The 11,889-nt window shown below is 72.9% G+C and carries 10 protein-coding genes; 1 reads left to right on the forward strand and 9 read right to left on the reverse strand.

Annotated features, from left to right (window positions below):
• Positions 1–65 precede the first annotated feature (65 nt).
• From SSQG_RS05090 to SSQG_RS05110, 5 genes are all read right to left on the reverse strand, one after another.
• Positions 66–1,727 (reverse strand): OPT/YSL family transporter, encoded by a 1,662-nt coding sequence (locus SSQG_RS05090; protein ID WP_003988642.1) that lies wholly within the window; start codon positions 1,725–1,727, stop codon positions 66–68.
• Entirely contained in the window at positions 1,720–5,289 is a 3,570-nt protein-coding gene (locus SSQG_RS05095; RefSeq protein WP_003988643.1) for a non-ribosomal peptide synthetase, read from the reverse strand. The genes SSQG_RS05090 and SSQG_RS05095 overlap by 8 nt, the downstream gene beginning before the upstream one ends.
• On the reverse strand, positions 5,286–5,495 hold the full coding sequence (locus tag SSQG_RS05100) for an MbtH family protein (RefSeq protein WP_003988644.1): 210 nt from the start codon (positions 5,493–5,495) through the stop codon (positions 5,286–5,288). The genes SSQG_RS05095 and SSQG_RS05100 overlap by 4 nt, the downstream gene beginning before the upstream one ends.
• Before the next feature lie 614 nt (positions 5,496–6,109).
• Entirely contained in the window at positions 6,110–6,997 is an 888-nt protein-coding gene (locus SSQG_RS05105; protein ID WP_039931980.1) for a DUF6397 family protein, read from the reverse strand.
• Positions 6,998–7,136: 139 nt separating this feature from the next.
• Entirely contained in the window at positions 7,137–7,550 is a 414-nt protein-coding gene (locus SSQG_RS05110) for a roadblock/LC7 domain-containing protein (RefSeq protein ID WP_003988647.1), read from the reverse strand.
• Positions 7,551–7,654: 104 nt separating this feature from the next.
• Here SSQG_RS05110 and SSQG_RS05115 point away from each other — a divergent pair, with 104 nt between their 5' ends.
• Entirely contained in the window at positions 7,655–8,083 is a 429-nt protein-coding gene (locus SSQG_RS05115) for a PPOX class F420-dependent oxidoreductase (RefSeq protein ID WP_003988648.1), read from the forward strand.
• A gap of 43 nt (positions 8,084–8,126) precedes the next feature.
• Here the strand turns inward: SSQG_RS05115 and SSQG_RS05120 are convergent, their stop codons facing one another.
• The 4 genes from SSQG_RS05120 to SSQG_RS05135 form a co-directional block, all read right to left on the reverse strand.
• Positions 8,127–8,732, reverse strand: coding sequence for a GTP-binding protein (locus tag SSQG_RS05120; RefSeq protein ID WP_003988649.1), 606 nt, complete (start codon positions 8,730–8,732; stop codon positions 8,127–8,129).
• Between the two features lie 116 nt (positions 8,733–8,848).
• Positions 8,849–9,259, reverse strand: a complete 411-nt coding sequence (locus SSQG_RS05125) for a DUF742 domain-containing protein (RefSeq protein ID WP_003988650.1) — start codon at positions 9,257–9,259, stop codon at positions 8,849–8,851.
• A 22-nt stretch (positions 9,260–9,281) separates the two neighbouring features.
• Positions 9,282–9,719, reverse strand: coding sequence for a roadblock/LC7 domain-containing protein (locus SSQG_RS05130; protein ID WP_003988651.1), 438 nt, complete (start codon positions 9,717–9,719; stop codon positions 9,282–9,284).
• Positions 9,716–11,889, reverse strand: a 2,174-nt coding sequence (locus SSQG_RS05135; RefSeq protein ID WP_063749153.1) for a sensor histidine kinase, incomplete at its 5' end; no start/stop codon positions are given. The genes SSQG_RS05135 and SSQG_RS05130, both read right to left, overlap by 4 nt.

Here is an 11,889-nt window from a genome sequence, read left to right on the forward strand (position 1 = left end):
ACGTCCCCTCTGTATGACGACGGTGCCGAGGGCGGGTCCGGCGGCCGACCGTTCCGGCCGGTCCGCTAACCGAAGGCGCGGGCCGCGACGATGACGGCCGAGACGACCCCCTCTCCGATGACGAGGCCGGAGGCCACCGTCCCCACGGTCTCCTTCAGATGAGGTGCCTTGCGGACGGTCAGCCAGGCCGCCGCGCCGCCCAGCGACATCGCGAGCACGGTGTCCGGCGGCAGTAGCAGCCCGAGTCCCAGGGCGGAGGGCGAGACCGGGGCGAAGGTGAGCAGGAACCCGGCCGGCAGGGCGGCGGCGAGCGGGGTGCCGACCTGCTGGGCGTCCGAGGAGTCCAGCGAGTAGGCGCTCGCGACGAAGTCGAAGGCCCGGGCCAGCGGGGCCGGGAACTCCGGCTGCCCCACCAGGCCGGAGCGCAGCAGCACCGCCATCAGGAACAGGCCGACGACGGCGCCCAGCCAGCCGCCGAGGGCCTGCGTGGACAGCACCCGGCGCGGCGAGGGCCGCACGGACACCGCCGTGTCCGACACCCGCACCGCGTACGTGTAGTACAGCGCCGCCATCGCGGCCCCGGCGACGGCGGTGCTGAGCACGATCGCGTCGGACATCGACAGTCCGGCGAGTCGCAGCAGGATGATGCCGAGGAAGATGGCGGGGGACAGTGGCGCGATGCCGGTCTCGGCACCGACGCGGACGAAGAACAGCGCGAACAGCAGGGTCATCACCGTGATCAGCAGGGCGACGCCCAGCCCACGGCCCGCCCCGTAGTGCCAGCACAGCGTGGCGGCGCCGGCCAGCAGCAGCACGCACAGGGCCCCTGCGGCCCGGCCGTCGCCCGGGACGCGGGTGGCGCCCGGACCGCGCCTCAGCACCGAGACGGATCTGACCAGGGTCGCGACCGAGTAGCCGGTGATGACGCCGATGCCGATGGCGAGGACCGGTCCGTGGGAGAGGTGCTGGGTGTAGTCGTCAGCGGGGTCGCGCCGGGCCCAGAACACGGCGGAGCCCACGCCGCCCACGAACATCCACAGGGCCGAGCGGCTGCCGGCGAGCGCGCCGACGCCCAGCAGCATGGGCGACAGGGCCAGTCCGACGAAGGCCGGCGTGCCGGGGAGGTGCGCGGTCCCCTCGTCCGTCGTGACCGAGGCGACGAGCGCGACGACGACCGAGGCCAGCGCCGACCACCACAGCGGGCGCGCCGAGACCTCCCGTTTACGGCTGAGGCTCTCCATCAGCAGGATGGCCGGACGCAGTGTGGGGAACGGGAGTTCCTCCCGGCTGAGCATCCGGGCGGCGAGCATGCCCAGCACCAGTCCGACGGCGTTGGCGAGCAGGACGATGGCGGCCAGCGCCACCCATGGGGGCGGTCCGGCGCCCCGCAGATGGTTGGCGGCGATCCCGGAGCCCACGGCGGCGGCCGAGAGGTATCCGCTGGAGGCGATGGAGAAGACCACGAACAGGCTGGGCCAGGACAGGCGCCGTCGCAGCCGCAGCCACACCGCGCCGACCACCACGACGAGGGCGGAACCGCCGAAGGCGACACCGGTCTTGAAGATGACCAGGATGTTGAAGACACACAGCAACGCGCCGATCAGGACGCCGCCCGCGACCGCCCACCCGTCCGCACGCCGTGCGGGCCGGGCGCCGCCGGAGCGGGGGCCCGTGCGCGTGCCGTCGCTGCCGGTGTCGCTGCCCGCACCGGTCGTGCTTTCACTCACCGCTTCTCCCGTCCGGGCCGTCCTCGTCCGGGAGCGCTTCCAGTTCCGTGTCGGCGAGTGCCTCCAGTTCCGCGAGGAGCCGTTCCGTGGCCGCGCTGTCCGTGGCCGCCTGCGCGGTGACCACCGCGAGGGCGAAGTCGCGCAGGACGGGGTGTTCGAACGCGAGGCTTACGGGCAGGTCCACCCCGAAGGCCGTCGACGCACGGCCGGTCATGCGGGCGGCCAGCAGCGAGTGGCCGCCGATCTCGAAGAAGTTGTCGTCGCCGCCGACCTCGCCCGCGCCCAGCAGCTCGGCCCAGATGCCGGCCAGTTCGCGTTCCGCGGGGGTCCCGGGCGCGGCGCCCCGGCCGGACCGCGGCTGTTCGCCGGCCGCCGGGTCGGGCAGGGCCTTGCGGTCCGTCTTGCCGCTCGGCGTCAGCGGGACCCGGTCGAGGGTGACGTAGGAGCTCGGCCGCATGTAGGCGGGAAGCCGGGCGGCGGCCAGCTCCCGCAGTGTCGTGCGGAGTTGCTCGTCCCGGCCCGGCCGGGCCGGGCGCACGTAGGCGACGAGCCGCCGGTCCTGCGGGCCGGTGCCCCGGACGTCGACGACGACGTCGGCCACCTCGGCGTGGCCGGCCAGCGTCGCCTCGATCTCGCCGAGTTCGAGGCGCTGACCGCGCAGCTTCACCTGCCCGTCCTCGCGCCCGAGGTACTCCAGGACGCCGTCCCGGCGCCATCGGGCCAGGTCGCCCGAGCGGTACATGCGCGAGCCCGCCGGGCCGTAGGGGTCCGGTAGGAACCGTTCGGCGGTCAGGTCCGCCCTGCCGTGGTAGCCGCGGGCGACCGGGACGCCGCCGAGCCACAGCTCGCCCGGCACGCCCGGCGGCACCGGGTTCAGTTCAGCGTCGAGCACGTAACAGCGGGCGTTGGCGATGGGACGGCCGATCGGCACGGTGGGTTCACCGGGGCGGCACCGCCAGTGCGTGACCTCGATCGCGGCCTCGGTCGGGCCGTAGAGGTTGTGCAGTTCGACGTGGGGCAGGCGGGCGAAGAGCCGGTCGCGCAGGCCCGGGGAGAGCGCCTCGCCGCTGCAGAACACCCGGCGCAGGCTGTGGCCCTCGGGCAGCGCGCCCACGTCGAGGAAGGCCGCGAGCATGGACGGCACGAAATGCACGTCCGTGACGCCCTCCTCGACGAGCCGGCCCGCGAGGTACTGGGGGTCCCGGTGTCCGTCGGGCCGGGCGAGCACCAGGGTCGCGCCGGTGGCCAGGGTCCAGAACATCTCCCACACGGAGACGTCGAAGTGGATCGGCGTCTTCTGCAGCACGATGGTGCCGGGGCCGGGCGGGAAGGCGCGCATGCCCCAGCGGATCCGGTTGCACACCGGGCCGTGTTCGTTGAGCACGCCCTTGGGGCGGCCGGTGGAGCCCGAGGTGTAGATGAGGTAGGCGAGCTGTCCGGGGGCGATGCCGGGCAGCGCCGACGTGGTGTCCTGCATGTCCCCGGACGGGTCCGGTTCGTCCAGGGTGACGACGGTCGTACCGTCCGCGTCGGGCAGGTTCGCCGTGTGCCGGTGGAGCGTCAGCAGGACCCGGGCACCGCTGTCGCGCAGGAGGTAGGCGGTGCGCTCGGCCGGGTCTCCGGGGTCGATCGGCAGATACGCGCAGCCCGCCTTGAGGACGGCCAGGAGCGCGACGACCATCTCGAAGGAGCGCTCGCAAGCGACCGCCACCACGCTCTCCGGGGCCAGTCCGTACGAGAGCAGTCGCCGTGCCAGCCGGTCCGCGCGGAGGTGGAGCTGCCGGTACGTCAGCTCGGCGCCGTCGTCGGTCCGCAGGGCCACGGCGTCAGGGGTGCGGTGGGCCTGTGCGCTCAGAAGTGCGGGCAGGGAGTCCGCGTCCGGCCCGCCTGGCAGGACGTCCGCGGTGTCGTTCCAGGCCTGGACCATGCGGTCGCGGGCCGCCGGCTCCTGCAGCGGCAGGAGGGCCACGGGCAGGTCGGTCCGGTCGAGCGCCGCGTCGAGCAGGGTGACGAGCTGCGGGCCGAGTTCCGCGACGCGTTCCCGGTCGAACAGGTCGCTGTCGTACTCCCACTCCCCGCGCATGCCGGACGCGGACCCGGTGACGAAGAGCGTGAGGTCGAACATCGCGCTTCCGGTGTCGCCGCCGCTCTCCTCCCGTGCGAACGGCCCCTCGCCGGGCTCCCGGCCGTCCCGGTCGGGCGTGTTCTGCAGCGCGAGCATCACCTGGACGAGGGGGGTGTAGGCGGGGCTGCGCACCGGCGCGAGCTCCTCCACCAGGCGGTGGAACGGCAGTTCCTGACGGGCGAAGCTCTCCACGACGGTCCGGCGCGTGCGCCGCACCAGCTCCAGGAACGACGGCCGGCCGGCCACGTCGCAGCGCACCGCGACGGTGTTCACGAAGAGCCCGACCAGGCCCTCGGTCTCGGTGTGCGTCCGGCCCGCGACCGGTGAACCGACGAGCAGGTCGTCCTGCCCCGTCAGCCGGTGCAGCAGCGCGGCGAAACCGGCGAGCAGCACGGCGTACGGCGTCGTTCCCTCGTCCTTGGCCAGGCCTTCGAGCCGCCGGGTGACGGATTCCGGGATGTCGAAGAGGAGTCTGCCGCCACGGTGCCGTTTGACCGCGGCACGCGGCCGGTCGGCGGGGAGCTCCAGCAGGGGCGGCACGCCTGCCAGGTGGTGGCGCCACCAGTCCAGCAGCTCCGCCTCGGTTCCGGCGAGTTCCGCTCGCTGTCGGGCCGCCCAGTCGTGGTACTGGACGGGCAGCGGTGGCAGTGCCGGGGCGATGCCGTCGGTGTGGGCCCGGTACAGGTGGTTCAGCTCGCGTACCAGGATGTCGTCGGACCAGGCGTCGGTGACGATGTGCGGCATCGTCAGCAGCAGCCGCTGACGCGTGTCGCTCAGGTGCAGGACCCGCACGCGCAGCATCGGACCGGTCGACAGGTCGAAAGGGGCCTGTGCCTCTCGGGCGGCGATCCGGGCGGCGGCGACGGGCCGCTCGGCTTCGGGGAGTGCGCGCAGGTCGGACTCGCCGAGGGGGATGTGCGCGCGGTCCAGAACCTGCTGGGCAGGCCGGTCGTCCACGCTCGGGAAGACGGTGCGCAGCACCGCGTGCCGCCGGACGACGTCCCGCACGCACCGGTCCAGCACGCCCAGGTCCAGGTGCCCTTCGTGGCGCAGCGCGAAGTGGATGGTGTAGGTGGCGTTGCCCGGTTGCATCCGGTCGAAGAGCCACATGGGCTCCTGCTGGAAGGTCAGGGGCGCGGTGGCCGTGCTGTCCACCGGTGCGGTCCTGGGTGGTCCGGACGCGGTGGGCGCTGTGGAGCGGCTTGCCCGGATGCGTTTGGCGAGTGCGGCGGGCGACGGCGACTCGAAGACGTCCCGCAGGGGCAGTGGGGTGTCCAGCGCCTCACGGATGCGGGCCGCGGCCCGCACGGCCATCACCGAACTCGCCCCGAGCCGGAAGACGTTGTCGTCGATGCCGATCTCCGGCCGGTCGAGCAGCCCGGCCCAGATGGCGGCGATCCGGCCGGTGACGACGTCGTCCGTTTGGGGAGCCGTCACGCGCCGCCCTCCTCGAAGGTGCTCCGCAGGCTCAGGGGGCGCATGTCGTCCCAGTGCGTACGGATGACTTCCAGGCATTCGGCGCGGGTGCCGCGTGTACCGTGGGCCCGCCAGCCGGCGGGCGGCTCGCGGTCCTCGGGCCACACCGAGTACTGACCCTCGTGATTGACGACCACCAGGAAGCGCGTCGTCGCGCCGTCCAGCATTCGCGGTACCTCCCCCGTCTCGCCGCATACACGTAACGTCCGCGTGCACAAGCAAACTCGGTCCGATCATCGTCCACACCTGTCGCTGCTTTCACCCGGTCCGGACTTCCGCCAGTGGACATGACCACAAGTGGACTCGTGCACTCAGCCGGGGCCCGGCCCGGTCGTCCGGGCGGGCGCGGATCCGCTGCCTGCGCGCCCTCGTGCGAGCTCGGGGGACGGCCACCACATCTCGCCGCCGAACAGATCGACCAGGCCGGGCGGGGGTAACGGGCCGGTCGCCCCGTCCGCAGACCCGTCCGTGCCCTCGGTGTCGCACCGGAGGTCTTTCACGGCACCACTCCCGTCGCCGAAGGATCACCGGCTCGAGCCGTCGGCTCCCGGCCGGCGAGAGGGGCAAGTACGCCGTAGCCCTACGGGACCTGTCAAGACACCGCCGGACGACCTCGGAGCGTTCTCACCGCAAACTTCAAGACAAGTCGCGGCATTCTCCTGACAGCCTCCGCCGCACCCTCGTTCCGCCGCTCATCCGGCGGAGGGGCCTTGCTGTGGATCCTCTGTGGGGCGGGGGAAACCGGTCGAGGGCCGTACAAAGGACGGCACTCGGCACCGTCTCAAACCCGCCCGGCCGAGAATCGCCGGCCTCTGCGGCGCAGCCGGCCCAACAGGCCGGGGGAACGTGTGGGATCCGGGGACACGGGCCGGTCGTCCGCCGGTGCCGGGCGTGGTACCGGGCGCTCCTGCCGGGCCGCTTCGATCGTGTGGGCCAGGTCCGCGCGGAACCAGGCCACCTCGTCCGGCTCACTCGCCGTCATGAGTGTCTCGGCGAGTTCGGCGGCGGGTGAGCCGGGCGCCCCGTGCGACGGCAGGCGAGGGCGGCAACGATCCAGTTGAGCGCGCTCGTACGGGTCCTGGACCACTTCCGCCACGTCGGCCGGGTCGAGGAGACAGGCCACCGCTGCCGCGCGGGCCCACGGATCGTCCCCCGCCTGCCGCAGCAGAAACCCGATGTGGCGTCCCCGCCAGTTGCGGGGCCGGCGGTCCAGGCCCGTCTTCAGCGCCGCACGCAACGGTGCCGGCGTGGTCCGGCCGGTCAGCAGCCGGGCGTTGCTCTCCTCGGCCGCGAACTGCTTCAGTTCCTCGGCCAGATACCGCCAGACGACGGTCCGGTAGCGGTTCAGGTAGAACGTCACCGGCACGAGCAGGCCGAAACGCGCGAGACTCGTGAACCTCGCGGGCGTCACCGCCATGAGCTCAGCGCCCTCTTGGGTACCGGCGGTCGCGACGCGCTCGCGCAGTCCGCCCGGGAAGCCGTCCCCGGCGCGCAACCGGTCGATCTCCGCACGGGCGACCCGGCGGCCACCGCCCCCTTCGTCGGGAACGGTGCGGATGAGGCCGAGATGCACCGCCAGGTCGAACTCACTGCGCTTGAGGTCGAGCTCGCGGGCGGCCCGGCCGGGCGCGCAGGCGAGGCGGTCGGTCTTCGTGATGGTGTCGGACATGGTCGTTCTCCCCCGTGGAGTCAGGGCTCACACCGCGTGCGCTTCGCCGCGTTCGGTCGCCGTGAAAAAACGGTAGCCGCTGCGGCGCACCTCGTGGCGGGCCTGTGGATAACTCCACGGAGGGTGACGAACGCCCAGGTCAGACGTCTGTTCTCGGTTTCTGTTCGGGCTGGCGCGCACCCACGTCGAGGTGCTCGCCGACCCGGTTGACCAGCAGGGTCATCTCGTAGGCGATCTGGCCGATGTCGGCCTCGGCGCCGCTGAGGACGCACAGACAGCTGCCCGTGCCGGCCGCGGTGACGAAGAGCACCGCGTCGTCGAACTCGATCATCGTCTGGCGTACGCTGCCCGCGCCGAAGTGCCGTCCCGAGCCCTTGGCCAGGCTGTGCAGCCCGGACGACACGGCCGCGAGGTGCTCGGCGTCCTCGCGGCGCAGTCCCGTGCTCGCCCCTGTCACCAGGCCGTCGTTGGACAGGACCAGTGCGTGCCGCACCTCGTGGACGCGCTCGGTCAGGTCGTCCAGCAGCCAGTCCAGTCCCTGGTTCTGCGCCATGTTCCGATCTCCCCGTTTTCTCCCCGTGCGACTCTCCTCCTGGCCGGAGGATCTCCCCGCCAGCCTTCCCCACGACCGCTGCCGGGGCAAGGAGGATGGGAGCCATGGCAGAGAAGATGACCGACGCGCAATGGCGGGAGTTCGTCACGTACGGCACCCGCACCGGAAAGCTCTCGACCGTCCGGGCCGACGGGAGCCCCCACGTGGCCCCGATCTGGTTCCTGCTGGACGGCGACGAGGTGGTGTTCAACACTGGCGAGCGCAGCGTGAAGGGACGCAATCTGGCCCGTGACGGCCGGGTCGCCCTGTGCGTGGACGACGACCGGCCGCCGTACTCCTTCGTGGTCCTGCGAGGCCGGGCCCGCATCGTGAAGGACCTCGACGAGGTACGCCACTGGGCCACCCGGATCGCCGCCCGGTACATGGGCGAGGAGCGCGCCGAGGAGTTCGGCGCCCGCAACGCTGTCCCGGGCGAACTCCTCGTCCGCGTCACGATCGACAAGGTCCTGGCGGAGCGGGACCTCGCGGACTGAGCGGGCGACCGGGCGATCCGAAAGATCCAGTAGATCCGGTGGATCATCCCACCGAGTCGAGGAGCCGGGCGGTGTGCATCCGCCCGGCGTACTCGACCAGCCGGATCAGCACCTCCTTCCCCGAGTCGCGGTCGCGGGCGTCGCACAGCACCACGGGTGTGCCCCGGTCGAGGTCGAGGGCGCGCGAGACGTCCGGTGCGCCGTGGTGCCGGGCGCCCGCGAAACAGTTGACGGCCACCACGAACGGGATGCGCCGGTGCTCGAAGTAGTCGACCGCGGGGAAGCAGTCCTCCAGCCGACGGGTGTCCGCGAGGACCACCGCACCCAGCGCCCCTTGCGCCAGCTCGTCCCACAGGAACCAGAACCGGTCCTGGCCCGGCGTACCGAACAGGTACAGGGAGAGGCCGGACCGGATGGTGATGCGTCCGAAGTCCATGGCGACGGTCGTGGTGGTCTTCTGGTCCACGCCGTCGGTGTCGTCCACCGACTGGCCGGCTTCGCTGAGCAGTTCCTCGGTGCGCAGCGGCCGGATCTCGCTGACGGCGCCCACCAGGGTGGTCTTGCCCACGCCGAATCCGCCGGCGACCAGTATCTTCAACGCCAGTGCGGCGCTCTCGCCGTCGGTGGCGTCGGAGTGCTCGGAGACCATTGATCACTTCTCTCGGGAGTACCGGCTACGGGTGGTGTGAGCAGGCGGGTGGGTGGGGGGTGTGCGGTCGTCCACGGCGCTGTCCGTCGTGCGCGAGCGTTGTACGTCTTGCGCGTCTACAGCGCTCTCAGTCCTTCGATCACCTCGCGCAGAATGCGTTCGTCGGGCAGCTGCGCCGGCGGTACGGGGCGGCTGACGGTGACGAAGCCGAGTTCCAGGAGGTCGCCGACAAGGACCCTGACCACCCCCACGGGCAGGTCCGCGCCCGCGGCGAGTTCGGCGACCGACTGCGTCTCCGTCCGGCACAGGTCGAGGAGGTTCCGGTGTTCCGGGCCGAGCGGGGCGTCGTCCACGCCTGGGACGCCGGGGTTCAGCGTGACCAGGGCGATCAGGTCGAACCGCACGCCGGTGGGGCCGGGCCGGGTGCGTCCGCCCGTCATGGCGTAGGGGCGGACGAGAGGGCCGGCATCGTTGTCGTACCACTGGCTGCTCCGCTCGCGCGGGGCTCCCGTCAGGTCCTCGGTCATCTGCACCGACCGCTCTCCCGGCTCATCCGGCGGCGGGTGGCCGCGCACCCACGCGCGGTGCCGTGCCGAGGTGCTCGCCGACGCGCTTGACCAGGCGGGCCATCTCGTAGGCCACGAGCCCGATGTCGGCGGTCACGGCGGTGAGGAGGGCGAGGCAGGAGCCGTCGCCCGCGGCGGCCACGAACAGGAAGCCCTCGGCCATCTCCACCATGGTCTGGCGGACCCCGCCGGCACCGAAGTGCCGCCCCGCTCCCTTGGCGAGGCTGTTGAAGCCCGAGGCGACCGCGGCCAGGTGTTCGGCGTCCTCGCGGCGGAGGTCGGACGAGGCGCCCACGGCCAGGCCGTCGTTGGACAGCACCACGGCGTGCCGGATCTCGCTCACACGGAGCACCAGATCGTCCAGCAGCCAGTCGAGCTCGCCGGAGCGCCGGGCGGAGTGTGTGCTCGGGTCCTGGATCATGCGGGGTCTCCTTCGCTGCTGTCGCTGCCCGTCGCGGGGCCGGGAGTGGTGGCGCGGCCGGGTCGCCTGCCGCCGCCGCGTGTCCAGCCGTCGCGGTAGGCCGCCATGCGGTCGCGTACCAGCTCGGGGGTGCGTCGGTCGTCCCGGGGCGCGGGCGGTGGCGGTTCCTCGGCGCGTTCGTCGCGCAGTTGGGGGGCGAGACTGGCTTGCCGTACGCGACGCGGGAGGTCGTCGGAGCCCTCGGGCTGCTCCTGGGGCCGGTGCAGTCGCAAGGTGGCGACTCCTGGGGTCGGGGTGTGGCTCGGGGTGTCGGCGGCGGCCGGTACCGGGGCCACCAGGGCGCGCCGGTCGGTGGGCGTGGTGACGGTGTCGGGGACGGTGTCCTGGTACGGGGCGGCGTCGGGCACGCGTGCGTGAGCGCGTTCCTCGGATTCCCGCACGGGTGCCGCGGATTCCCGCACGGGGCCCGCCGCACCGGGGGAAGGTTCGATCGCCCCGGTGGGCAGCAGGGCCGTGGGCAGCAGGACGACAGCGGTGGTGCCGCCGTACGGCGAGGTCCTCAGGTGGACCTTGACGTCGTGCCGGGCGGCGAGCCTGCTGACCACGAACAGTCCGAGCCGGTCGCTGTCGAACAGGTCGAGCGCCTCGGACTGCGCGATGCGGCGGTTGGCCTCGGCGAGGGTCTCCTTGCCCATGCCGAGGCCGCGGTCCTCGACCTCGACCGCGTAGCCGTTGCCCACGGGTTCGCCGGTGACGCGCACGCGCGTGTGGGGCGGCGAGAACTGGGCGGCGTTCTCGATGATCTCGGCCAGCAGATGCGTGAGGTCGGCGACGGCAGCGCCGGCGACGGCCGCCTCGGGGAGCTGCCGTACCTCCACGCGCGCGTAGTCCTCGACTTCGGAGACGGCCGCGCGGACCACGTCGGTCAGGGAGACGGGCGTGCGCCAGGCACGGCCGGGGGCCGCTCCGGAGAGGATGATCAGGCTCTCCGCGTGGCGCCGCATGCGGGTGGTGAGGTGGTCGAGGCGGAAGAGGTCGCTGAGCTCGTTGGGGTCGTCGGAGCGGCGTTCCATGCTGTCGAGGAGGCTGAGCTGGCGGTGGACGAGGATCTGGCTGCGCCGGGCGAGGTTGACGAAGACGCCGGAGATGCCGCTGGCCAGTTCGGCGCGTTCCACGGCGGCCCGCAGCGCGGCGCGGTGGACCGTGCCGAGTGCCTCGGCGACCTGCCCGGTCTCGTCCTGCGCGGGTGGTCCCGGCGGGGCCTCTGCGCGGACGTCGATCTCCTCGCCCGCGCGCAGTCTCCGCATGGCCTCGGGGAGTTTGCGCCGGGCGATCTCCAGGGCGTCGTTGCGCAGACTCACCAGCTCCACGACGAGGCCGCGGCCGATGCGTACGGAGATGACGAGCGAGGCGACGACGGCGGCGAGGCCGAGCAGGACGGCAGCGCCGGCCGGGGTGAGCAGCCCTCGGGTGAACGGGTCGGCACGCCGCGCGACGCCGCGACCCGCGTCGTCCTCGACGGTGCGCATGCCGTCCCGCACGCGCGCGTGGGCCGTGTTCCAGGTGCTCTCGGATGCCGCCTCGACCGCCTTGCTGCCCGGTGCGCCGGTGAGGATCCGGTCCTCGGCGTCGCCCAGCCCGGCGTAGGCGCTGCTGTCGGAGAGGGCCTCCCCTGCGGAACGTTCGGTGCCGCGGAGGTCCGCGACGGCCGTCTCGGTGAGGGTGCGGCGCAGCTCGACGGCGCCGGTGAAGAGCCGAAGCCGTTCCCCGGTCAGCGTGCCGGACAGGCGGGCGCTCGCCAGGACCGCGTCCTCCTGGGCCAACGCCTCTCCCGCGCGGGAGAATTCGAGCAGCACGCGCGCGTCGGAGCCGAGGTCGGCGTCCTGGATGCCGGTGAGGGCACCGCCGACGCCGAAAGCCGCCGCGATGGTCCGGGTGTAGCGGCTGTACGTGTCGGCCCAGCCGGCGTGCCCGTCCCGCACCGCTGTCCGCAGCGGGCGCAGTTGCTCGGCACCCGCGACGAACGCCTCCAGCCGGCGGGCGACTCCGGCGGGCAGTTCCTCGCTGTCGGCGACGGTGTTGTCCTCACCGAGCCGCAGGGCGGCGACGGCCCGGTCGGTGCGGCGGGCGAGTTCGTCCAGCTCGTCGGTCCGTACGGCGGACGGATCGG

The sequence above is a fragment of the Streptomyces viridochromogenes DSM 40736 genome, from assembly GCF_000158955.1.
Lineage (GTDB): Bacteria > Actinomycetota > Actinomycetes > Streptomycetales > Streptomycetaceae > Streptomyces > Streptomyces venetus.

Bases quoted from the DNA above. Each gene is read 5' to 3' on its own strand.
- SSQG_RS05100 (WP_003988644.1), bottom strand. From the start codon at position 5,495: ATGCTGGACGGCGCGACGACGCGCTTCCTGGTGGTCGTCAATCACGAG.
- SSQG_RS05105 (WP_039931980.1), bottom strand. From the start codon at position 6,997: ATGTCCGACACCATCACGAAGACCGACCGCCTCGCCTGCGCGCCCGGC.
- SSQG_RS05110 (WP_003988647.1), bottom strand. From the start codon at position 7,550: ATGGCGCAGAACCAGGGACTGGACTGGCTGCTGGACGACCTGACCGAG.
- SSQG_RS05115 (WP_003988648.1), top strand. From the start codon at position 7,655: ATGGCAGAGAAGATGACCGACGCGCAATGGCGGGAGTTCGTCACGTAC.
- SSQG_RS05120 (WP_003988649.1), bottom strand. From the start codon at position 8,732: ATGGTCTCCGAGCACTCCGACGCCACCGACGGCGAGAGCGCCGCACTG.
- SSQG_RS05125 (WP_003988650.1), bottom strand. From the start codon at position 9,259: ATGACCGAGGACCTGACGGGAGCCCCGCGCGAGCGGAGCAGCCAGTGG.
- SSQG_RS05130 (WP_003988651.1), bottom strand. From the start codon at position 9,719: ATGATCCAGGACCCGAGCACACACTCCGCCCGGCGCTCCGGCGAGCTC.